Genomic DNA, 23,504 nt, shown 5'->3' on the forward strand with positions numbered 1-23,504 from the left:
CTCTAGCTCAAGATATCAGGCCATGCAACCGCTAGAACCGCTTACATTTGTTATCATAGTCGTTTATATTTCACCCATTTATAGAGCGCTATATTCTAACCAATCAGTATAGGACAGTTTATGACCCGTTTTGTCAGTTTTAACATCAATGGTATCCGTGCACGTCAGCATCAGCTCGAGGCAGTGCGCGAGGTAATCGATCCTGATGTCATGGGCCTACAAGAAACCAAGGTTCATGATGATCAATTTCCGCTTAGCGATATCGAAAGTCTAGGCTACCACGTAGAGTACTTTGGACAAAAAGGGCATTACGGCGTTGCACTATTATCCAAAGCTGCACCTGTATTCATACAAAAGGGCTTTCCTGGCGAAGATGAAGAAGCCCAAAAGCGCTTTATCCATGCACGTTATGAGTTTGAAGGTCGTGAAGTAGATGTACTTAACGGGTATTTTCCGCAAGGAGAGAGCCAAGATCACCCGACCAAATTTCCAATGAAGCGCGCTTATTATGCCAATTTGATGGCTTATATTGATACGCTAAAAGCGGAAGGTCGTTCGATTATCGTCATGGGTGATATGAATATTGCACCAGAAGATATCGATATTGGTATTGGTGAAGTTAATGCTAAGCGTTGGCTGAAAAATAGAAAAACCTCATTTCTGCCAGAAGAGCGTGAATGGTATTCAGCATTGATGTCACGTGAGCTGACAGATACTTACCGTCTGCATTATCCAGAGAGCACCGAGTTATACAGCTGGTTTGATTATCGCAGTCGCGGCTTCAATGATGAACCTAAGCGCGGGTTACGTATTGATCATATTCTATGTACCTCAGACTTAATCGATAAATGTATCGATGCTGGTATCAGTTATGAGCTACGTGCTATGGAAAAACCATCTGACCATGCACCGATTTGGTCAGCATTTGACCTAAAGAAACCGTAATACTTATATACCGTGATACCTACATATAGTCAATTATCATGTCAATTAGATACGATGATTAGCTTGTTCAGTCTGCTTATTGTAGTGCTGCAGCTAGTTCTTCTTGTATCTGAACTGACTGTAGTGTTTATCACTTAGTATTCCGTAAATAACGATAAAAATTGAAAAATAAGGATTTTATTATGGCTGTTGGAAATGTATCAGTACCTGACGTTATCTATCCTATCGATGGTATTAAACTCAGTGCCACAGCGGCAGGTGTCCGTTATAAGGACCGCGATGATCTAGTAGTTATCGAAATATCTGACAAAGCTACTACTGCGGTTGTAACCACTAAAAACACCTTTTGTGCAGCGCCAGTGCGAGTATTGCGTGAGCACTTTGCTAAGGTTAGTCCGCGCTATTTAGTCACCAATACAGGTAACGCAAATGCAGGTACGGGCGCTGATGGTAAGCGCCGCGCTATTGATATCTGTACAGCATTAGCTGACAAAGCCGGTGTAGATACCAATACGATATTGCCATTCTCTACCGGTGTGATTGGTGAGCCGTTAAATAGTGATGCGGTCATCGCAGGTCTGGATAATGCATTGGCTAATCTAGCGTCTGATAGCTGGCTAGCCGCTGCTAATGGCATTCGCACGACAGACACCATTCCTAAATTAGCCAGCCAAAAGATTGATGTGGCAGGTACTAGCTATCATGTCACTGGTATGTCTAAAGGCTCAGGAATGATACGCCCAAATATGGCGACTATGCTGGGCTATGTGGCGACAGATGCTAATATCGCTGCTGACTTATTACAAGAAATGCTAAGCGCTATCAATGAGCAGTCTTTCAACCGCATTACTGTCGATGGTGATACCTCAACCAATGACTGTTGTGTATTAATCGCAACAGGTGCTGCTAGCTCAGAGGTGATTGATAGTCCAGAGCATCCACATTATCAGCCTGTGTTCGATGCATTGGCTGATGTGTTTGTCCGTCTGGCACAATTAATCGTACGTGATGGCGAAGGCGCTACTAAATTTATGACGGTCAAAGTGACTGGCGGTCAAACCACGCAAGAATGCTGCGATGTGGCTTATGCAGTCGCACATTCACCCTTAGTAAAAACGGCATTCTTTGCCAGTGATGCTAACTGGGGACGCATATTAGCAGCAGTGGGCTATGCTGGTATCGAAGATCTAGACACAGAGCAAGTTGATGTATACCTAGACGAGGTAATGATTTGCCAAAATGGCGGTGTTGCACCTGACTATACAGAAGAGGCGGGCAAAACAGTCATGAGCCGACCTGAGATTACCATTCATATCGATCTTGCACGTGGTGATGCTAGCGATACCGTATATACCTGCGATCTATCATACGATTACGTCAAAATAAACGCTGATTATCGTAGCTAGTCATTCTTAGCAAAACAGAATGTGCATAGTTGTATCAAAGCCAGAACAAATATTGTTCTGGCTCTTTAGTGTCAAACTTCTGCTCAGTAGCAAATAACTCTGCTATTCAATACGCTTCATTAACATCAGTTGCAAAAGCTGACGTTACTTTACAAAGCAGTTATAGAGGGTAAGACGAATAGCGGCCTATACTGGTTTCAGTAAAAAGCAAATGACCTTGTTAGCTGTAGCAAAGCAAGATAAGGTGTTCAAAACAATAAGTTTATCTAAGTAGCAATGAATTATTAGCTAAATCAATAAATAAGCCAGTAACTAAGCTATCAATAAAGAATCAATAACAATTATCTGAGGATTGAATAATGAAGAAATTAGCACTTGCAGCATTGATGACGACTTTTGCCCTTTCTGGTTGCTCTACGATGAGTATGGATGATGAGCGCACGATGGTTGTTGAAGGACAACCTATGAATGTAAAAGTAGTAAACATCCCAAGTTTTGAAGTAGAAATCGCACCGCGTAAAGCAGTATGCGACTTGACTGCTACTGATGGCAGCATGGTTGAATCACAGTGCTTGCAGTATCGCCAAACCTATCAGAAAAACTACACCACGCTAAACGGTAATATTCAGGGCTTTACCTATGAGCCGAACTATCGTTATGTCCTAGATGTACGCCAAGAAGCAGTAACAGCAGAAGGCTCAAACGTAGTGCAGCCAGTATGGATTCTAAACGAAGTGGTATCAAAAACTGCTGAATAATATTGATAGCAATATATAGACGATAAACCAGTTATAAAAGCAGTTATACATGACAAAAAGGCCTCTAACGAATTAGAGGCCTTTTTACGTGTTTATTGTTAGTAAATTATTTCTCGAGAAGTCGGATTAGCATTGACTGTAGTTGACACTGACGCCGCGCGTTGCTGTAGGGATTCTATTATCAGCATAAACCGCCAGGCCGCCTCGTGCCGTCTCTTTATATTTATCAGACATATCGGCACCTGTTTGCTTCATCGTCTCTATCGCTTTGTCTAAAGAGACGAAGTGCTGACCATTCCCTCTACAGGCTAGACGTGCTGCATTGATTGCTTTAACTGCACCCATCGCATTACGCTCGATACAAGGCACTTGTACCAGTCCGCCAATAGGATCACAAGTAAGGCCTAGATTATGCTCAATGCCAATCTCTGCCGCATTTAAACATTTGGCTGGCGTGCCATTCATGATTTCTGCCAGTGCAGAGCCTGCCATTGCACACGCAGAACCAACTTCACCTTGGCAACCAACTTCAGCACCAGAGATTGAAGCATTTTGTTTGATAAGGCTACCGATAGCAGTGGCGTTTAGCAAAAACTTACGAACACCATCTTGGCTGTAGTTGGGCAAAAAATCACGATAGTAGTGCAGTACGGCAGGAATGATACCTGCTGCGCCATTGGTTGGCGCTGTGACTACTTTGCCGCCATTGGCGTTTTCTTCATTGACGGCGAGCGCGTACAAATCGACCCAGTCCATAGCGGCTAACTTATCAGTCTTGGTGATAGGTTGGTCTTTTTCAGCGCACAGCTGTGTATGCAAATCTTGAGCACGGCGTTTTACATCTAATCCACCCGGCAGGATACCGCCATTTTCACAGCCTTGTTTGACGCAGTCTTGCATGACTTCCCAAATGCTATCTAAGTAAGCAAATACTTCTTCTTTGGCATGGAAGTGACATTCGTTTGCCAGTACCAATTCGCTGATGCTCAAGTCATGCTCACGACATTGCTCTAGTAGCTCTGCTGCGTTATTGAACGGGTAGGGAACTCTATCGATGGTCGGGCTGGCATGATCTTCGTCTGGGTTAGTTGCATCTTCTTCATTAATGACAAAACCGCCACCAACTGAATAATAAGTCTGCTGATAGCGAACACCTTCAGTTGAGATAGCGCGTAGCGTCAATGCATTGGGGTGATAAGGCAGCACAGTATCGTCATACCAGTAGATGTCTTGCTCTGTATCAAAAGCAATCGTATGCGTGCCTGATACATTGAGAATTTTGTCAGAGAAGATAGGAGATAGGTAGCTACTGGTCATGCGTGTGTCTATCGTACTAGGTGTATGTCCAAGTAGGCCTAGTAAAATAGCGGTATCTGTTGCATGCCCTTTTCCGGTCGCCGCCAAAGAGCCATACAGTTCAATCTCAATGGTCTTAACTGCAGTCAGTTCCATTTGCTCAGTTAGCGAGGTCAAAAATAAGTTTGCAGCGACCATCGGTCCGACGGTATGCGAACTGGATGGGCCGATGCCGATTTTAAATAAATCAAAAACACTGATCATAATAAGTCACCAAAAATTTTAAGCGCTTTAGCCTATTTTATCTATGGCATTGGGCGCTTTTATGAAAAATATAATAGACAGCTATCGCTCCTAGTCACCATTGATAGGTGGGCGCGAGACACTATTTATGAAGGTTATAAGGTAAATGAGCACTGAGGGCAATCGAATAATAACTTTTATTTATTTTGAAACTCCGTTATCATGCTCGCAGTCAACAACTATGTAACATCCTGTAAGTTGGTTATCATCGTAAAATAAGACGGATTAAAAAAGACTAAATTTTTCAGTCAGACATATCCGTATTCATACATCTAGCAAGATATGGCTATCATACCAAATAATACTTTTGGTTTGTCATATTACAACATAAATGAATGAATTAGGATGACATATTATAGATAGAAAGACTTAACGTTTTGCTATTTATACAAGCCCTTAGAAATATATCCATTTATTAATATACTTATTTTATCAGTTATTCTAGCCTATTACTTTAGCTTAGCTCACATAGGACAAGCGCGCATGCCATCTCAAAAAGACCCTTCATCAACGTCAGACAATAGCGCTCAAGATCTATCGACTCAAAATGCCTTGGAGTCTGCAGGCATTGATTCAGCCGCTATCAATTATCCGCACAATCCAGATTTTGAAAACGGCCGTTGGTTTCCGACATGGCGTCCTTATAAGGGCGACTTGGATCGTGATCCAGTCGGTATCAACGACTATTTACCTCCATCAAAAAGCGTATTGCTCGGCATACAGCATACGTTTGCCATGTTTGGTGCAACTGTGCTTGCGCCTTTATTAATGGGGTTTGATCCTAACTTAGCTATCTTGATGTCCGGTATCTGTACAGTAATGTTCTTTATGATTACCGGTGGGCGTATGCCGAGCTACTTGGGATCAAGCTTTGCTTTTATTGGTCCAGTGATTGCGGTGACTGCGTATGCAGGGGCAGGGTTCAATGACAATCTAAATGTTGCGCTAGGCGGTATTATGGCCTGCGGTATTATTTATGCATTGATTGGTCTGCTAGTGATGAAGACAGGTACAGGTTGGATTGAGCGTTTGATGCCGCCTATCGTGACAGGTGCGATTGTCATGATTATCGGTCTTAACTTGGCGCCAGTGACCATTCAAGGCGTGTCTGCCAATCAGTTTGATGCTTGGATGGCTACCTTGACCGTATTGCTCATTAGTGGTGTTGCAGTATTTACTCGCGGTATGTTGCGTCGTCTGTTGCTACTCGTCGGTCTGGTTCTGTCGTACGTTGCTTATTTCGTCATGACCAATATTTTAGGCTTTGGTACTGCGATTGATTTTAGTACGGTAGCCGCCGCTTCATGGTTTGGACTACCAAGCATTCATACGCCGCGCTTTGAGATGAGCGCTATTATCCTAATTGCACCTGTGGCCTTTATTTTGGTGGCTGAAAATCTAGGGCACTTTAAGGCAGTAGAGGGCATGACCAAGGCTCGTGTAACTCCTTATATGGGCCGAGCATTTTTGGCGGACGGTTTAGCCACGACCTTTTCAGCAGGATTTGGTGGTACAGGTGTTACTACTTACGCTGAAAACATCGGTGTCATGGCGGTTACCAAAGTGTATAGCACGACGATATTTGTCGTAGCAGGTTTGGTTGCTATCATATTGGGACTGTCACCAAAGTTTGGTGCGATCATTCAGACCATACCAGCGGCTCTATTGGGCGGTGCTTCTATTGTTGTCTTTGGGCTTATCACGGTTGCTGGGATAAAAATCTGGATCGATAGCCATATTGATTTTAGTAAAAACAGCAATCTAATCATCGCGGCAGTGACGGTCATTATGGGTACTGGTAATTTTAGCTTGCACTTAGGCGGCTTTGATTTAGGCGGTATCGGTACTGCTACTTTAGCCGCTATCGTGTTGAATGCTTTGTTTAACCAAAGCTCTGAAGCGAAATAAGTAATACTGATGAGATTGAAGTTTGAGCTTATCAAATAAAGATAGTCAAAGCATATCTCATCTAACAAAAAGCGCCCATGCTACCGATAGCATGGGCGCTTTTTTATGGCAGTGTTGAGCAACAGTAGTATAGAACAACAGTATCGGAACTATTTATAATCTCGCTTATAAAATCTTGAAAAAAAACGATAGCGGCGAAGTGCACGTGGTTTTGGCTTCAATGAGCCTAAGTAAATAGCAAACATCGTTAATAGTGCGCCACTCCACTGTAAAGTGTTAATCGGCTTGTCCAGCCAGCTATAGTCAATGACAAGGGCTGCAATAGGTTCAGTCAATAATAGCAGTCCAGTCAGTGCCAACGAAAGCTTAGGAATAGAGTAGGCAATCAACCCCCATGCCAAGCACTGCATTACCGTACCATAGATAAGCACCCAGCCAATCTCAGACCATGTATTGGGTAGGATATTACCTGTATCAAATACAAACATCGGTACAATCATGGCTAAGACGCCGCCGATACTGATTAGCTGCATTAACATAAATATAGGCGTCGGTTCAGTGTCGTGCGTTTTGCGGATAAATGTCATTGAAGCCGCTAACATGGCACCCGATACAATACCAGTGACAAAGCCCCAAGTCGCAGCGGTGTTGTGTGCGAATTCAGGGCTACCTATCATTGCCACGCCTATCATGGCTAAAAACAAACTAATAAGCTGTACGATAGACTGACGCTCATTGAAATACATAAACCCAATCGCGGCCAAGAAAAATATTTGCAGACTATTAAGCAGCGTCGAAATACCAGGCCCAACCGCATAAATACTCTCATGCCACAGCGCCAAATCTAATCCTAAAAACGCTCCTGATAATAGCGCATAAAAAATAGCCCGTCTTGATTTGGGCATTCGTTGGCCCATTATCTTAGCCAATGCCGCAAATACAATACCAGAAACAGCCAATCGCCAAAACGACATGGCCCAACCACCAATATCGACGTGAGCGACAATTAAGCTGCCCAATCCAAAAATGATACAACCAATGACTAAGCCAATAGGTGCAGATCGCGTTGAAGCAATAGCCATAATTTATCCTTATAACAGTATTTGAATAACAGCACTCTTATTATCATTGCATCATGTCAGAACTTATGTTGACATAGAGCCATATTGTCGTGGTTTTAAACGCAAAATGAAATGGCAAAACCACAATTTATTATGCTGAATGCAGATGCTATCGCTGTAAGGAAAATTATTGGGCACGTTAGACGCAAATAAATGACCAAAGTATCTGATATAGCTACGTTTTTCATAATAGGCTTATGACAGTTGGATAATAGTACTTATATCAAAATATTTGTATCAGGGCGACGATTCGTAGGAGTAGGAAAGAGCATAATGTATGCAAGTGATATTTCTGTACGGAGAATATGTGTGTAACACTTTAAGCGACATTAACGATGCAACACATGTATAGTAGATTGACGATATAATGTACTTAACGTCTGATTGGTTATACCAATCAATCTATATTATTTGTCTAGGTTTATTTATGCTTCAACGATTGCTATCAAAAAAACAGCCACATACATTGTATGGCTTGCTACCAAAAATATCGCAATACAGTATCGTCGTGACGATGCTATCTAGCGCATTGTTTTTGATGCCTAGCGCACATGCCGCCAGCTGTAAAATCCCAAAAAGTTATTACAAAAACGTCTCCTGCACAGCCAGTAGTAGTTACTTTTTGGCGATCAAAGATTTTGGTGCGCCAGTGGCTTTAATCGATAAAAAAGGCAAACGAGTCGTTGATTTGTCACGTTATCAAAAAGTCGATGCCGATAAACTGTCAGGCGGTCTGTTGCCTGTACTGCGTAACAGTCGCGTCGGTTATCTCAATATGCAGGGCCGCGAAGTCGTGCCTGCCATGTACGATATATTGACAGAGAGTCAAGGTTGGGCGCGGCCTGTATCGGATGGGCGTATCGTGGTAAAAAAAGAGGGTAACTATGGTGTGATTAATACAGCCAATAGTACCGTTGTCTCATTTTCTGCAGCGATTGATGATATCGACAATTATCGTAATGGGGTGGCGCGTGTACGCAAAGGCCGTGCAACCAGTTGGGTAGATAGAAATGGTAATGCAGCGAATGATCCAAATGCCCAGACTGACACTCAGGCAGTAAATAAATCTACTTCTTCTAACGAAAAATCTAGCGCAGCATTAGAGTCTGTACCAACGCGTTTTACGACGCTTCAATCGCGTCAGCAAGATGGTAAATGGGGTTTCGTCGATGACAATAATGTCACTATGATTACGTATTCATTTGACGAAGTGCGTCCGTTCTCTGAGGAATATGCTGGCGTGCGTATCGGTGAAGAGTGGGGTTTTGTCAATTTAGGCGGTGAGCTAGCGATCCCTTTTCGCTTTGCTAATAATGGTGTGAACGCTAACGATAGCTATCAGGGCAAACCATCCTTTGTATTTACCGGTGGTAAGGCGTGGATTGGTAACCTAAAGAATGGGAATAAAATGTGTATTGATAAGGAAGGCGCTGGTGTTGCTTGTGATTGATGCAATTACTAGGGCGTGTCCTCATTTTAAAAGTGGTGATAAAAATGAGATAAATCGCAGTCAAACAAGGAAAATAGCGCAGATAATATCGAGATATTAGTCAGCTATTTGACGCCATTTTTAACCCATTTAGATAACTATCGATTGAATTGAGGACACGCCCTAGGATTAAATAGACAATAAAAAAGAGTGTAAAATCCGTGATTTTTCGCTAGGTTTTACACTCTTTTTTTTGACATTGATGTGTTTAAAGCTAGTTGCTCGATAAATGATTGCTGATTAAGTCAACCATATAAGGCTGATAATACTCTGGAATATCGTGTGCCATACCTTCGATGAGATGGAACGTAGCGTTAGGGATGGTCTTGGCAACCACTCGGCCCTGCGAGGCAGGGAGGAGTCCATCAGCGCTACCATGTAATACAATCGTTGGTGCTTTGACTTGCTTACTAAACCGGCTGATAGAACCTGACGCTAAGATAGCATTGAGCTGCTGTACTGTACCAAGCGGGTGAAAATTACGCTGATAGCGAATCTTAGCGATTTCACGCACCATACGCACATTCACATGACCTGGTGTACCAACGGTCTTCATAAACCAAACACTATGACGCACGATATCACGCTCAGAGTGACTCTCTGGACGATTGATAAGGGTGTATAGCTGTTTGGGCTTGGGTGGCTTCAAAAATGCACGATTGGTCGTGGTAAACATGAGCGCCATTCGCTGTACTAAGCTTGGATAACGTGCTGCCACGATTTGTGCAATCATACCGCCCATCGAAGCCCCAAGCAGGTGTGTTTTACCAAGCTTTAGTGCTTTAATCAAACGCGCGGTGTCTTCAGCCATGTCCGTCAAGTTATAAGCAACCTGCGTGCTTTTATTAGACAGCCCTGTCTGTAGACGTACCATCATTTTGAGCTGGCTAATACGCGGCAAGCCTTCTATCTGCACTTTAGAAGACAAGCCGATATCTCGATTATCAAAACGAATCACAAAAAAACCAGCATCGATAAAGCGCTTAATAAAATTGTCTGGCCAAAATATCATTTGTGAGCCTAGCCCCATAATCATCAGTAGCGGCGGATTATTAGGATTACCGCCAGCTTCGACACACAACTCAATACCATCACCGATGTCAATCATTGCTTGACGAAGGTGCTTACTCAAGTCAGAGTCGCGCCATTGATGCTCCCCAAACTTGCGCCACTCAGGAGTAGGGTAGTTATTCAGATGATCTTCTAGATTGTTATCTAGCGTTTCAGGCAATTTGGCACTATTGATGTCATTTGATTTTGTCATGAAGTGTCCTAATTAGAGGGTCATCTACTACAGCTCAAGCATCTCAAAATCAAGCTTACCGACACCGCACTCAGGGCAAGTCCAGTCATCAGGGATGTCTTCCCACTTAGTACCAGGTGCGATACCTTCTTCTGGGCAGCCAAGCGCCTCATCGTATATCCAGCCGCAGACAATACATTCATAACGTTTCATAAATAGTCCTATCGATCATTACCAGTATTACAGTTACAGCGTGCTATAAACGCTCATTTTTAATATTACAGCTATTATATTAGACTGCAAAAACGCACGTAGTTTAGCATATAACCGCAATTTTCATAGTTAAGTTTACACTTGTATATTGAGATGACTTTTCTTTTATCAAGTCAATCACATATGTGACCTTATTAGCGCTTGATAACAAGACTGGACGCCAGCCCGCCATACGAAAACCAATTATGCTATAATAATCGCCGCTAAATTCACAGTAATGCTTAGCATTTATCGCTGATATATCATCCAGTTGTTGTCTTATCTAAACTAACCAAACCATCTAAATACATAAGTTAAGGGTCATCATGAGTACCAATGCCGCCGCCACATCCGCCACCAACAATGAGACGTCTCATGTGCTCAATACTGACCATCCGTTTTGGCAGATTATTCGCACAGTACCAGACTTTCCAAAAGCTGGCATTGATTTTTATGACATTACCCCGTTACTGCGCAGTCATATTGACGCTGTCATTGACGCGCTACTTGCCGCATTGCCAGAAGGGCTTATGGACGAGGTAGATTGTCTGGGCGCAGTAGAAGCACGCGGCTTTGTATTTGCCAGTATGCTAGCAGGTCGTCTGGGCAAAGGCATGATCTTGCTACGTAAACCAGGTAAGCTGCCGCCACCAGTTGCCAACAAAGCCTATGCACTGGAGTATGGTAAAGACACGCTTGAGATGCAAAACAACCTACCGCCTGAGCGCGTACTATTGGTTGATGACATCTTGGCGACTGGTGGTACGTTGACCACTGCTTACGAGCTATGTCAATCAGCTGACCATACTGTGGTCGGTGCGTTAGTGTTACTGGACTTGGTCGACTTGCATGGCGAGTTCCCAGTACCTGTTTATACGGTACTAAAAGCTTAAAATGAATTGCTATGTTTTTGACTACTAGACACGTTGGATAGTCGATATATAGTCGATATATAGTCGGTGAACTACTAAATCGCTACGGCGTTACCCTCCTTAGATGTATTATTTGTACAATCTGCAGTCGGCTGCCTTGTACCCATTTTAGAGTTCTTTGACTATAGTTAAACGATTCTCCAAATAAAAAAGCGCCCTGATACTATGTCAGGGCGCTTTTTTTGATACTGTATTAATGTTTTTTAGTATTGTGTTAAGTAGGCTGTGTTTATTGCTCTTCGTCTTGTTCGTAGTCCTTACAAGACTGCTCTATCACCGTACGACCGACTGTCTTTGGGGTAGTGACTTTAAAGTCTTTTGTAGTCAATATTGGTTTTTCTGACTGCCATGATTTGGTTACTTTGCCTTCAGCATCGTAGTTAACAAAGGCTCGTCTATAGTAACTGGCGTCTTTACATGAAATGAGTAGTTGTTGCTCACTATGGTCAATACTGTTTTTTTCTTCCTTCGAGTCATCTTTATCGGCATCTTTGTCTTTAGGATAGGTTCTAAGGATAGATACTGTGATATTTTCGACGTCTTTTTCATCTATGATACTGATGTCAGAGCTTTCAATAGAATCCAAATCTATACTAAAAACTGATCCAGAGCCGCTCTCGGACACCTTTACCCAGTTGACTGCCTGGGCGCTGATCGCTAAAGCACTGCCTGCCAATAATATTGATAGCCGTTTCATATAAGCCTTGCTTCTTGTCATTTGAAGTAGGTAATGATAGCCAACTTACTATTAGTAGGCAAATATCTTTTGTGCCAGCTCAGTATCCGTCGCGCTCTGTCGTGTGGCTATTATTGTCCGCGAATGGCTGCTAATGTCTTAGCCAGCTCGTCACGCGCCCCGATAAAACCGTCAATACCCTTAGGTAACAAGTCCTGTGTAACCTTGTCTTGCTGATACGCAGCACTAAACTCTTCATGCGTTAAGCTTACCTGAGTCATCGCCTTCATATCCATCGACATACTCGGAGACAGTTGGCGAGTTACCTCGGTATCCATGGCTGCCAACTCATCAATGAGGTTGGGAGCTATCGTCAACAAGTCACAACCTGCCAATGCCAAAATTTGCTCGGTAGAGCGGAAACTAGCGCCCATTACTTGCGTCTGGTAACCGTGCTGTTTGTAATACTGGTAAATGAGCTTGACTGACTGTACGCCCATGTCATCAGAAGCCGGTATGTTTTGACGACTTTGTTGTCGTTTTTGCCAATCTAGAATACGGCCGACGAAAGGTGATATCAGGGTTACACCAGCATCTGCACAGGCAATCGCTTGGTGTTGTCCAAACAGTAGGGTCAGGTTGCAGTGAATATTTTGAGTCTCAAGATAGCGCGCCGCCTCAATACCTTGCCAAGTTGCCGCCATCTTGATCAATACTCGCTCTGAATCGACGCCCGCTTTTTGGTAAGCATCCATAAAAGCCAGTGCCTTATCTATCGTCGCTTGAGTATCATAAGATAAGCGAGCGTCCACTTCAGTAGAGACTCGGCCTTCAATCAGCTCTAAAATATCGCAGCCAACTTGAATGGTCAGCGCATCGATCACGGCATCCACATCACCATTGTGACGACTCATGGTCTCTGACAACATGCCTTGGTTGTCAGGATGAATCAGAGCCTTGGTGATAAGGCTCGGGTTGGTGGTCGCATCGATAGGTTTTAAACGGGCGATAGCGGCAAGGTCACCAGTATCAGCAACAATCGTAGTCATAGTGCGTAGCTGTTGTAATGCGCTCATCAGGTATCCTTTTTTTTATTAATCACATGATGCTCCTCTTATATATAACAGGGTAGGGAGCTGAACTGGAACTGTAACACAGTTTTGGGCAGGTGTTGCCTCATAGTTATGCTATGCGTCGCTGTTATCTGGCTCAACTGTGCTAATATTAATAACAGTTGGTATATTTATACGCATTTACGCATGGGCACTGACCTTAGTTTTTGCTATAGTAGAGCCGGCTATGTATCAAGCTGCTGTATTTGGCAGTAAATATAGCATTAACGCCAAATGGCACTAGCAATATAGGGTGTTTTTGATAGACTGTTTTGAGGTTGATTTTGAATATAGTTTCTACTATCAGGCTCTAACTAAAAAAAACAGTCAGATTTGGCAATAGTGCTACCTAAGTAATAGCAATGTAATAACAATATTTAAATAATAGTAATATCTAACAGCGATAAAATCTAAAAAGGATGGGCGGTAATGAGCGAGCAGTCACCAGAGCAAACAATGGATAATCTAAATCAAACCACTACAGGCGCTAGCGATACCGCAACTGAAAAAGAGTTTTTAGACAATATTCGCCAAAATATTGACGCAGTAGACTGTGAGATCCAAACGTTAATCAACGACCGTGCAAAGTTGGCTCAGCAAGTAGCCATGGTAAAGAAAAATCATACCGCTGCTGATGACAATAGCAATCCTATCTTTTACCGCCCTGAGCGTGAAGCACAGGTGCTAAAAGCTGTCATGGAGCGTAATGCGGGTCCCATTGCTGATGAGAAAATGGCGCGTTTATTCCGTGAAATCATGTCAGTATGCTTGGATTTAGAAGCGCCGCAGCGTATTGCCTTCTTGGGCCCTGTCGGTACCTTTACGCATGCCGCTGCGCTCAAGCACTTTGGTAAAGCCGCTGATACTGTGCCAATGACAACCATTACTGATGTGTTCCGCGAAGTCGAGGCGGGTACAGCGATGTACGGTGTGGTTCCTGTCGAAAACTCTTCAGAAGGCGTAGTCAACCATACTCTAGATGGTTTCTTATCTTCTACTTTGAAAATCATTGGCGAAGTTGAACTGCCAATTCATCAAAACTTCTTGGTTGCTGAGCATACTAAGATTGATGGCTTGAGCCGTATTTATTCGCATCAGCAGTCGCTTGCTCAATGCCGTCATTGGCTAGATGTAAACTTCCCTAATGTTGAACGCGTTGCTGTATCAAGCAACGGTGAAGCCGCTCGCCGCCTTAAAAACGAATGGCATTCAGCTGCGATTGCAGGTGACGTCGCTGTTGCAGAGTACGGCTTGCATAAGCTTTACTCAAATATCGAAGACAATCCAAGCAACACCACACGCTTCCTTATTATCGGTCATGAAGCGATTGCACCATCTGGTCAAGACAAAACTTCTATCGTCGTCTCAGCTCATGATAAAGCAGGCGCACTGATCGAAATATTGAAACCTTTGTCATATCATGGCGTATCGATGACCAGTATTGAGACGCGTCCTGAGCGTCCTAATAAGTGGGCATACGTATTCTTTATTGATATGAATGGTCATGTTAATGATCCAAACGTTAGCGCTGCCATCAATGATATTCGTCCATTGGTCAAAGATTTGCGCATATTAGGCTCATATCCAAAAGCTGTCCTATAGACGACCACCTATAGATAATTACAGGCTTACTCACTGGTATTCATACATAATAGATGGGTCTTAGCTTTTACAGATAGTATTCAAAAAAAGCATTTACAGACACCATCTAAGGATAAACCATGCAGACTACTCAATTGACCGCATCAGATCTATCGCCGTTAACGCCAGCTTACGACAGTATTTTGGCATTGGCACCTTATCAAACCGGTAAGCCAATTGAGGAGCTGACACGTGAGTATGGTGTCTCAGATGTGGTCAAGTTGGCTAGCAATGAGAATCCAATGGGATGCTCCCCACGAGTGACGCTAGCAGTGACTGAGCAGTTAGGGCAGTTGTCGCGCTATCCTGATGGCAATGGTTACTATCTAAAGCAAGCGCTGGCTGACTTTAACGATGTCAATGCCAATCAGATTACCTTGGGTAATGGCTCTGATGATTTGCTCGATATTTTAGCACGCAGCTTTGTGGGTGCTGATGATGCCATCGTCTATAGTCAGTATGCTTTTGTGGTATATCCTATGCTAGCGAAGATGCAAGGTGCCACGGGCATTGAAGTGCCTGCTCAGCGCTTCGGCCATAATCTAAAAGCCATGAGCCAAGCGGTACAAGATAATCCGAATACCAAAATTGTCTTTATTGCCAATCCGAATAATCCAACGGGTACGCAGCTAGAGCAAAAAGAGCTGTATCAGTTCGTTGCTAGTGTACCAAGCTCAGTCTTGGTGGTACTAGATGAAGCTTATATCGAGTATAGTCCTGAGAGTAACAACCGCGCACTATTAGATGAGTTCGATAATGTCATTGTTGTGCGTACTTTTTCTAAAGCTTATGGGCTGGCAGGTTTACGCGTCGGTTATGCTCTAAGCTCGGTGGCAGTGGCGGATTTACTAAACCGTATTCGTCAGCCATTTAACGTCAGCCGTGTCGGTTTGGCTGCTGCTGCTGCTGCACTTGCCGATCAAGACTTTATCGAAAAAACTCGTCTGATAAACGATGAGCAAATGCGTTGGTTAGAAAAGCAGTTTGACGCGCTAGGATTGGGTTTTGTGAAGTCGCATGCCAATTTTATTATGGTCGAAGTGCAGGTTGAGATGGAAGATATAACCGCTGCTTCTATCCATCAGGCACTACTTGAACAAGGCGTTATTGTCCGCCCGTTGGATGCTTATGGATTGCCTAACTGGCTGCGTATCACAGTAGGTGTGGCTGAAGACAACCTACGTTTGATTGATACTTTGCGTTCTATTTTGACTGAAGACTAAGCGCATCCATTAATATTTTTTAACTTAAAAATTGTTCTTTATTAGCCATTAAAATTTATAACACTAAGACTGGCTCTATCTATGTCTTAGTGTGTCCAACGAGAAAAGCCGTGAGTAGTCAGAAAAATAATAAACTTCAATCGTCTCTAAATACTACGCTACCTATATTTAAACAAGTTTGTGTGATTGGACTTGGGCTGATTGGTGCCAGTTTTGCGCAAGCTATTAAAGATAATGGCTTAAGCGCGCGTCTGGTAGCAGTCGATAGACATGCGCCAAGTATTGCAGAAGCTATGGAGCATGGTCTGCTAGATGCAGGTAGTGCAGACGTACAGGACGTCATCGCTGGCAGTGATTTAATCATTATTGCAGTGCCAGTACAGGCAGTCCAAGCAGTGTTTGTTGATATCAAGCAAGCGATGGATAACGGACAGCTTGCCAGTGACTGCATCATGACGGATGTCTGTAGTACTAAGGTCAATATCATTGATGCCGCTAAAGCAGTGTTCGGCTCGCTGCCGATAGGCCTAGTGCCAGCGCATCCGATTGCTGGGGCTGAAAATTCAGGGTATCATGCTCGCCGCGCCAGTTTATTTGTCAATCATAGCGTCATTGTTTGCGAGCTACCGACAACCAGTGCAACCGCTATTGCAAAGTTGCGACTATTATGGGAATCAGTAGGCGCAAATGTTATGTCAATGGATGCTGAGCACCATGACCGCATATTAGCGCACACCAGCCATTTGCCACATTTACTTGCCTTCAACTTAGTTGAGCAATTGGCAAGCCATGATGACAATTTAGATATGTTTCGTTATGCCGCTGGTGGATTCCGCGATTTTACCCGTATCGCTGCCAGTGACCCTAAAATGTGGCATGATATATTTTTTGCCAACCAAAGCGCGATTGTCAGCGCACTTGATGAGTATGGTGTCTATTTACAGACAATGCGCCAGCTTATCATTGATCAAGATTCAACTGCCCTGATGGGACTTTTGGGCCGCGCGCAAGCCGCACGGCGACATTTCGGCCATATGTTAGCCAGCACCCCTTATACGGATACTTCTGCTATGTCAGCTTCTTATAATATTACCCCTAGCAATACTGTTTCTGGCACCATCGCGATTCCTGGTGACAAATCTATCTCGCATCGCAGCATTATGCTGGGTAGTCTTGCCACAGGCGTGACAAATGTTACTGGGTTTTTGGAAGGGGAGGATGCGTTAGCGACGCTGCAAGCATTCCGTGATATGGGTGTGACTATCGAAGGACCTGACAATGGCAACTTGACCATTCATGGTGTCGGTATGAATGGTTTAAAACCTAGCAAAACCCCTTTATACATGGGTAACTCTGGTACCAGTATGCGTCTGCTGTCTGGTATCTTGGCGGCGCAATCGTTTGATAGCGTGTTGACAGGTGATACTAGCTTGAATAAACGCCCAATGGAGCGCGTGGCAGCACCGCTACGCACGATGGGAGCCGTGATTCAGAGCACTGGTCATAGTGGTACTGCACCGCTAAGTATCACTGGTCGTGACACGGTGGGTAAGCCATTACAAGGCACTGAGTATGATATGCCAGTTGCTTCAGCTCAGGTAAAGTCTTGCTTGCTACTAGCAGGTCTATGGGCAGAGGGTACGACAACGGTCACACAGCCTGAGATCAGCCGTGACCATACTGAGCGTATGCTATCGGCCTTTGGTTATCCGGTAACCGTAGAAGGCAATCGTATCAGTGTCACCGGTGGCGGCACACTAACAGGCGGCGATATCGCGGTTCCTGCTGATATCTCATCTGCAGCGTTTTTTATGGTGGCAGCAGCCATCAGTCAAGACAGCGAGCTGACCTTAACCCAAGTAGGTATCAACCCTACGCGTACTGGCGTCATTGATATTCTAAAATTAATGAATGCAGATATTAGCCTAATCAATGAAACACATGTAGGCGGCGAGCCAGTTGCTGATATTACGATTCGCAGCTCAAACCTAGTCGGTATTGAGATACCAGAGCATCTTGTACCACTGGCTATTGATGAGTTCCCTGTGCTATTTATTGCAGCTAGCTGTGCACAAGGACGGACGGTATTGACTGGTGCTAAAGAGCTGCGTGTCAAAGAATCGGACCGTATCGCTGTGATGGCAGAAGGGCTACATACACTTGGTATTGATTGTACTGTAACTGATGATGGTCTCATTATCGAAGGCAAAGGCGCTGCTGCTGAAAGCGGTGAAGTCAACAATGACCAACCTGTCTTTGGTGGCGGTCATATTGTCTCGCATCATGATCACCGTATTGCAATGAGCTTCTCTGTTGCCAGTCTGCGTGCATCCCAGCAAATTACCATTGAAGGGGTTGAAACGGTTAATACCAGTTTCCCAGGATTTGCTGAGCTTGCCAACCAAATTGGTATGTCTATCCAAGTGGATACTGGTGCTGAGTAAGTCGCTAAGCTGCCATTAACTCTTAAAAATTTAATCTAACATCGTTAGCAATGTACTCATGTCACTATTGGCATGAGTACATTGCTTTTTACCTTATAATCTCACTGTAGTAACCCTGCGCTTTCACGATTCAATTGACAATAATAATTAGAATTAGGTGAGAGTGCGCTTTGCTCTAAAAAGTTGTCCTATATTATGACTACCCAAAATGTCATCAAAAAACCCGTTGCCCCGATAACCACAACCAGACGCGGCATTATTACTGCGCTTATCGCGTTCTTTATTTGGGGTGGATTTCCGTTATACTTCAAACAGCTATCTGATTATGATGCAACGGAGATCATTGGTCACCGTATCGTTTGGACGTTTTGTTGCCTATTGATTGTATTAGTGGCTACCAAACGCTGGGGGTGGATAGAAACACTCAAGCAAAACCCAAGATGGATTGCACTATCTCTATTGTCCAGTGTGATTATCGCAACCAACTGGCTGACCTATGTATGGGCGGTCAATCAAGACCGTATTCTTGAGGCCAGTTTGGGTTACTTTATTGGGCCATTGGTTGGCGTTGCACTATCCATGATTTTATTCAAAGAGCGCTTACGTACCCTGCAATGGGTGGCGATTGGCTTTGCACTGTTGTCTGTCGTCATTCAAGTGGTGATGCTTGGCAGTCTGCCGTGGATATCGTTGATTTTAGCATTTAGCTTTAGTACTTACGGGACGATTCAACGACAAACGCCATTGACTGCTGTCGATGCCATGTTTGTCGAGACCGCAATGCTAGTACCGTTATGTCTGTGGTGGTTTTGGCAATCTGATGTGGCAAGTCATCAACTGAGCTTTTGGTTTAGCTCAAACATTTGGCTACTTATGATCGCAGGCCCGATTACGCTAATACCGCTTCTATTATTCAATAAATCTACCAAGCTTGTTGCATACAGTATTCTAAGCTTTATGAACTATCTGACGCCGACCTTTATTTTCTTTTTGGCGGTGTTCTATTATAAAGAACCATTCGATTTACATCGTTTAGCAGTATTTGGTTTGATTTGGTTAGGTCTGCTATTATTCAGCATCGACCTGTGGCGCCATCGTCCAAGTAAAGCGTTAAAAGCGGCACGTCTACGTGAAGAAGCGCTAAAATCGGTTAAGTAAATATTAAAAACACGAAAAAAATTAGCAAACAAGGATGAAAGCATGTTTCATACTCAGTCTGACGTGGTATTTATAAAAGGTCTAAAAGTCGATGCAGTAATCGGTGTGTTTGATTGGGAGCGAGCCATTACTCAGCCATTACTCATTGATATCGCGCTTGAGACGGATATTAGCCGTGCTGCTGTGTCAGATGATGTCAGCGATGCCCTGAGTTATAAAGAAGTCTGCGATGATGTGAGTGAGTGGTGCAAAGAGATTCAAGCAAAGCTGCTCGAGCATTTGGCTGGTCAGATCTCTGATAAGATATTTGCAAAATATGACTGTCAAAAAATAACGTTGAGCATTGCTAAGCCTACCGCTATTGCTCAAGCGGATACGGTAGGGGTGCAAATAACGCGCTATGCGCCAGCATCAACCAACGAGCCAGCTACTAAAGAAGCTGCCAAAGAAGTTAACGTCAGCCAAGCTGATGATGCATAAAACGTCAGTGGATTTGAATTTGGCAATGCTAACACAATGCGCACCTGAGACTGTGCAAGCGCATCCCGTGGTAGAGCTAGTATTAGCGCTAGGTAGTAATTACCAAGCTGACAAGTATCTACCGCTTGCTAGGCAGCGATTAGCAGCGCTAGGTGAGGTGCGATTGTCTACGGCTTTTCAAAACCCTGATTTTACTGCAACATTGGAACAACCAAAGCCTGATTATACCAATCAGTGTGTCCATCTAGCACTGACCACACCTGTGAGCCTACAACAATTACAGCAAACCTTTAGAACGCTTGAAGGTGATTGTCATAGATGTCGACAAACTAAGCCGAATCAAGTACGGCAAGTGACAATGGATATTGATATTTTGATGATTAAAATGGCTGGCAAAGAAAATAGCCTAAGTAAATATTCAACATTTAAATCAATGTCTGATTGGATTGTAATGACCGATCGTTATCCATTTAAAGCGCACGAGAAAGCGGGAGTCAGGGAATTAACCGCATCTATCGATTAAGCTTTTAAATAGTATTTTGGGAAAAAATTGACAGTAAATAGACAGTTAGTAAGATGACTTATTTTAACTGACACTGACTACATCTGATATTTTTGCAGTAGATAAAACTAAGGGGCGTATAGTATATTGTACGCCCCTTAGTTTTATTTCTTTTACTGAAGTTCTAGTAGTTACTTCTGCTCGTTATCTGCGTCATTGATATCAGCACGACCAATCACATCTAAATCTTCTAGACATAGCTTGTCATATTCTTTTTTGCAGAAATTGGGATCAATATCGCACATCGCTGACTGTAGTTGATCGAGACGATTCTCTGATTGTTGAATATGTTCGAGCATTTTGGCAAAAGCTTCTGCGACAGGGTCTTGTGAATAAGGGTCGATACCATAAGCACGGAAGGTATTGGTGCGTTTGGCAGTAGGGGTAGTATCTTTAGTTTGATCGTTGTTCTCACCAGCCTGCGCAACTTTTTCTTGTTGCTTAGCGTCTTGTACTTTTGTCGCGATTGGATTGCCTTTTTCATCGTGATGATCTGAGATCATACGCGCGGCACTGCCGACCATCGTAGCACCTGCTGGTACTGGCTTGACTACCACTGCATTCGAGCCGATTTTAGCGTTTTTACCGACTGTAAATGGTCCCAAAACTTTTGCACCAGCACCGACTGTTACACCGTCTTCTAGCGTTGGGTGACGCTTGCCATTATTCCAAGACACACCGCCCAAAGTAACACCATGATATAGCGTCACATCATTACCAATCTCAGCCGTCTCACCAATGACGACGCCGACACCATGATCGATAAAAAAGCGTCTACCAATCTTAGCAGCAGGGTGAATCTCGATACCTGTCATGATACGCGAGCCGTAGGAGATCACGCGAGCGGCTAGTTTTTGTTCATTGTTCCAAAGACAGTGTGCACCGCGATGCAAAACAAGCGCATGTATGCCCGGATAAGTTAGAATCACTTCCAGACTATTACGCGCCGCAGGATCTCGGGTGAATACTGCATCAATATCTTCTTTCAAATCGTTTTTGATAGTAATAAGCGATTTGAATAATTTGGATGGCAATGACATAAAGCGTCCTATCTATTCGTCGGTAGAGTGTCGTTGCGAAAACAGCGATGTCTCTAATCTATGGTCATAAAGTTCGGATAATCAGGAATATATATTTTCGCTAAGCTTCTGCAAGTTATAACAGCTTTATACCGCAAAATATAGTAAAAAGCTGTCAAACAAAGGCAAGCTCATAAACTATGGCTTGTTTTAGTCTTTTGATAGTTTTGCAATCAAAGCGCTTAATAACTGATATTCCTTTTGATCAAGCTGTAGACGTGACCCAAGTCTAGACAAGCGTGATGGCAATGACTTTAGATGTTCGTTATTTGCTAGGCCACGCTGTACCATAAGGTCAGTGGTGCGCTGAGTGAGCTGTTGCAGCTGCTGCTGATTAATAGCAGGCTCATCCCATTGCTGACGCAAATTCACATTGATTGTCGATTGGGCGTCTGTGCTTGTATCCGAATCTAAACTATCAGCTGTCTGAGTGTGCGTTTGAGCATAAGCAAAAATAAAGCTGGCGATCACTTGCACCGCTGATGCAACATTTAATACAGGGTAAGCAGGATTGGCGTCGATTTGAATGTGATAATCAGCATAAGCCAATTCTTCATTGGTCAATCCACGGTCTTCACGTCCAAATAATATAGCAATATTTGGTTTGCTAGAAGTCGCGGTAGATGAGTTATCAACATTACTATCGTCTGCACTTAAAGCTGCCTGTGCATCGATAAAGTCAAACATAATCTTAGCGGCTTGCGTAGGTGTCACCACAGGGCGAGGTAAGTGACGGCTACGACTGCTAGCGGCAAATACCAACTGACAGTCTGAGATAGCAGATTCTAAAGTGGGTGCAATCAAAGCTGACGATAATAGTTCATTGCCACCCGCTGCATGAGACACACTGGTTTCGTCAATCGGCAATTTGGGGTCGACCACCGTTAAACGAGATAAGCCCATGGTATGCATCGCACGGGCAGCCGAACCAATATTGGCAGGCAAAGTTGTATTAACCATGACTACTTGCAAGCAATCAAGATAGTCGTTCACTGTGCGTGATGATACTGCTAATGAAGCGTCGTTACTCATTATTGTCCCAGTCTCTGATTGATTTCTTGTTCAGCACGGTGTAATGCAATGGCAATCTCTTCGATCAGGACGGCTTGCTCATTGATACGGCGCTCACGGCAGTATTCTTGTAACTGGCTGCTAAGACGGACTAATTGAGTCGTACCCAAATTGGCGCTGGCACCTTTTAGGGCATGAGCAGTTTCAAAGCCATTGGCGTTATCGTCTTTTTGGTGGGCAATTCGCAGCGCTGCAACTCTTTGCTTACTATCAGCAAAATATACTTGTATCAAATCAACAAAGTCTTCTTCAAGCAGGTCACGCATGTCCTCGAACTGTTCATGATTGATAATTTCTTCATCGGTTTGTCCTAGCATATTATTATTTGTAGTGTCATCCATGGTGGTTGTCCAATTTATAAAAGTTAAAGCAATAAGATTACTATAATGAATTTTTAAAACGTAA

General features: G+C 43.6%; 21 protein-coding genes. 12 read left to right on the forward strand and 9 right to left on the reverse strand.

Translation table 11 applies throughout. From position 1 onward, the window contains the following. The first annotated feature begins 120 nt into the window (after positions 1 to 120). The 3 genes from xthA (at position 121) to CXF60_RS12615 (ending at position 3,109) form a co-directional block, all read left to right on the forward strand. Entirely contained in the window at positions 121 to 945 is an 825-nt protein-coding gene (gene xthA, locus CXF60_RS12605; protein WP_101204447.1) for an exodeoxyribonuclease III, read from the forward strand. A gap of 182 nt (positions 946 to 1,127) precedes the next feature. After that, positions 1,128 to 2,351, forward strand: a complete 1,224-nt coding sequence (gene argJ / locus CXF60_RS12610) for a bifunctional glutamate N-acetyltransferase/amino-acid acetyltransferase ArgJ (RefSeq protein WP_102092212.1) — start codon at positions 1,128 to 1,130, stop codon at positions 2,349 to 2,351. A gap of 359 nt (positions 2,352 to 2,710) precedes the next feature. Then, a complete protein-coding gene (locus tag CXF60_RS12615; RefSeq protein ID WP_101204449.1) occupies positions 2,711 to 3,109 on the forward strand; it encodes a DUF4377 domain-containing protein in 399 nt (132 codons plus the stop codon). Positions 3,110 to 3,235: 126 nt separating this feature from the next. On the opposite strand, the gene CXF60_RS12620 is transcribed toward CXF60_RS12615, so the two are convergent. Then, positions 3,236 to 4,672: an L-serine ammonia-lyase gene (locus tag CXF60_RS12620; RefSeq protein WP_397477120.1), complete on the reverse strand. Its 1,437-nt coding sequence runs from the start codon at positions 4,670 to 4,672 to the stop codon at positions 3,236 to 3,238. A 519-nt stretch (positions 4,673 to 5,191) separates the two neighbouring features. Here CXF60_RS12620 and CXF60_RS12625 point away from each other — a divergent pair. Next, a complete protein-coding gene (locus CXF60_RS12625) occupies positions 5,192 to 6,616 on the forward strand; it encodes a solute carrier family 23 protein (protein ID WP_102092214.1) in 1,425 nt (474 codons plus the stop codon). A gap of 149 nt (positions 6,617 to 6,765) precedes the next feature. On the opposite strand, the gene CXF60_RS12630 is transcribed toward CXF60_RS12625, so the two are convergent. After that, entirely contained in the window at positions 6,766 to 7,698 is a 933-nt protein-coding gene (locus tag CXF60_RS12630; protein ID WP_102092215.1) for a DMT family transporter, read from the reverse strand. A 466-nt stretch (positions 7,699 to 8,164) separates the two neighbouring features. Between CXF60_RS12630 and CXF60_RS12635 the strand changes: the two genes are divergently transcribed. Continuing rightward, positions 8,165 to 9,187, forward strand: a complete 1,023-nt coding sequence (locus CXF60_RS12635; protein ID WP_102092216.1) for a WG repeat-containing protein — start codon at positions 8,165 to 8,167, stop codon at positions 9,185 to 9,187. A gap of 253 nt (positions 9,188 to 9,440) precedes the next feature. On the opposite strand, the gene CXF60_RS12640 is transcribed toward CXF60_RS12635, so the two are convergent. After that, positions 9,441 to 10,490 (reverse strand): alpha/beta fold hydrolase, encoded by a 1,050-nt coding sequence (locus CXF60_RS12640; protein WP_057759800.1) that lies wholly within the window; start codon positions 10,488 to 10,490, stop codon positions 9,441 to 9,443. A gap of 27 nt (positions 10,491 to 10,517) precedes the next feature. Next, on the reverse strand, positions 10,518 to 10,682 hold the full coding sequence (locus CXF60_RS12645) for a rubredoxin (RefSeq protein WP_057759803.1): 165 nt from the start codon (positions 10,680 to 10,682) through the stop codon (positions 10,518 to 10,520). A gap of 365 nt (positions 10,683 to 11,047) precedes the next feature. On the opposite strand from CXF60_RS12645, the gene CXF60_RS12650 reads away from it, so the two are divergent. After that, positions 11,048 to 11,614, forward strand: a complete 567-nt coding sequence (locus CXF60_RS12650) for an adenine phosphoribosyltransferase (RefSeq protein WP_057759806.1) — start codon at positions 11,048 to 11,050, stop codon at positions 11,612 to 11,614. A 268-nt stretch (positions 11,615 to 11,882) separates the two neighbouring features. Here the strand turns inward: CXF60_RS12650 and CXF60_RS12655 are convergent, their stop codons facing one another. Both CXF60_RS12655 and CXF60_RS12660 read right to left on the reverse strand, forming a co-directional pair. Next, on the reverse strand, positions 11,883 to 12,350 hold the full coding sequence (locus tag CXF60_RS12655) for a hypothetical protein (RefSeq protein ID WP_102092217.1): 468 nt from the start codon (positions 12,348 to 12,350) through the stop codon (positions 11,883 to 11,885). Positions 12,351 to 12,460: 110 nt separating this feature from the next. Further along, a complete protein-coding gene (locus CXF60_RS12660) occupies positions 12,461 to 13,405 on the reverse strand; it encodes a transaldolase (protein ID WP_102092218.1) in 945 nt (314 codons plus the stop codon). A gap of 465 nt (positions 13,406 to 13,870) precedes the next feature. On the opposite strand from CXF60_RS12660, the gene pheA reads away from it, so the two are divergent. The 6 genes from pheA (at position 13,871) to CXF60_RS12690 (ending at position 20,910) form a co-directional block, all read left to right on the forward strand. Further along, positions 13,871 to 15,043: a prephenate dehydratase gene (pheA, locus tag CXF60_RS12665; protein WP_102092219.1), complete on the forward strand. Its 1,173-nt coding sequence runs from the start codon at positions 13,871 to 13,873 to the stop codon at positions 15,041 to 15,043. A gap of 119 nt (positions 15,044 to 15,162) precedes the next feature. Further along, positions 15,163 to 16,305 carry a histidinol-phosphate transaminase gene (gene hisC / locus CXF60_RS12670; RefSeq protein WP_102092220.1) on the forward strand — a complete coding sequence of 381 codons (1,143 nt, stop codon included), beginning with the start codon at positions 15,163 to 15,165 and terminating at the stop codon, positions 16,303 to 16,305. A gap of 110 nt (positions 16,306 to 16,415) precedes the next feature. Further along, entirely contained in the window at positions 16,416 to 18,749 is a 2,334-nt protein-coding gene (locus tag CXF60_RS12675; RefSeq protein WP_102092221.1) for a bifunctional prephenate dehydrogenase/3-phosphoshikimate 1-carboxyvinyltransferase, read from the forward strand. A gap of 195 nt (positions 18,750 to 18,944) precedes the next feature. After that, a complete protein-coding gene (gene rarD / locus CXF60_RS12680) occupies positions 18,945 to 19,907 on the forward strand; it encodes an EamA family transporter RarD (protein WP_102092222.1) in 963 nt (320 codons plus the stop codon). 42 nt (positions 19,908 to 19,949) lie between these two features. Further along, on the forward strand, positions 19,950 to 20,387 hold the full coding sequence (gene folB / locus CXF60_RS12685; protein WP_057759823.1) for a dihydroneopterin aldolase: 438 nt from the start codon (positions 19,950 to 19,952) through the stop codon (positions 20,385 to 20,387). Then, a complete protein-coding gene (locus CXF60_RS12690) occupies positions 20,308 to 20,910 on the forward strand; it encodes a 2-amino-4-hydroxy-6-hydroxymethyldihydropteridine diphosphokinase (RefSeq protein WP_228707129.1) in 603 nt (200 codons plus the stop codon). The genes folB and CXF60_RS12690 overlap by 80 nt, the downstream gene beginning before the upstream one ends. A gap of 170 nt (positions 20,911 to 21,080) precedes the next feature. Here CXF60_RS12690 and cysE read toward each other — a convergent pair whose 3' ends face one another. The 3 genes from cysE to CXF60_RS12705 form a co-directional block, all read right to left on the reverse strand. Beyond that, positions 21,081 to 21,989 (reverse strand): serine O-acetyltransferase, encoded by a 909-nt coding sequence (gene cysE / locus CXF60_RS12695; protein WP_102092223.1) that lies wholly within the window; start codon positions 21,987 to 21,989, stop codon positions 21,081 to 21,083. A 189-nt stretch (positions 21,990 to 22,178) separates the two neighbouring features. After that, positions 22,179 to 23,060 carry an RNA methyltransferase gene (locus tag CXF60_RS12700; RefSeq protein WP_102092224.1) on the reverse strand — a complete coding sequence of 294 codons (882 nt, stop codon included), beginning with the start codon at positions 23,058 to 23,060 and terminating at the stop codon, positions 22,179 to 22,181. Beyond that, positions 23,060 to 23,440, reverse strand: a complete 381-nt coding sequence (locus tag CXF60_RS12705; protein WP_057759831.1) for an Hpt domain-containing protein — start codon at positions 23,438 to 23,440, stop codon at positions 23,060 to 23,062. Before CXF60_RS12705 ends, CXF60_RS12700 begins: the two co-directional genes overlap by 1 nt. Positions 23,441 to 23,504 lie beyond the last annotated feature (64 nt).

The organism is Psychrobacter sp. 4Bb (assembly GCF_002836735.1).
Lineage (GTDB): Bacteria > Pseudomonadota > Gammaproteobacteria > Pseudomonadales > Moraxellaceae > Psychrobacter.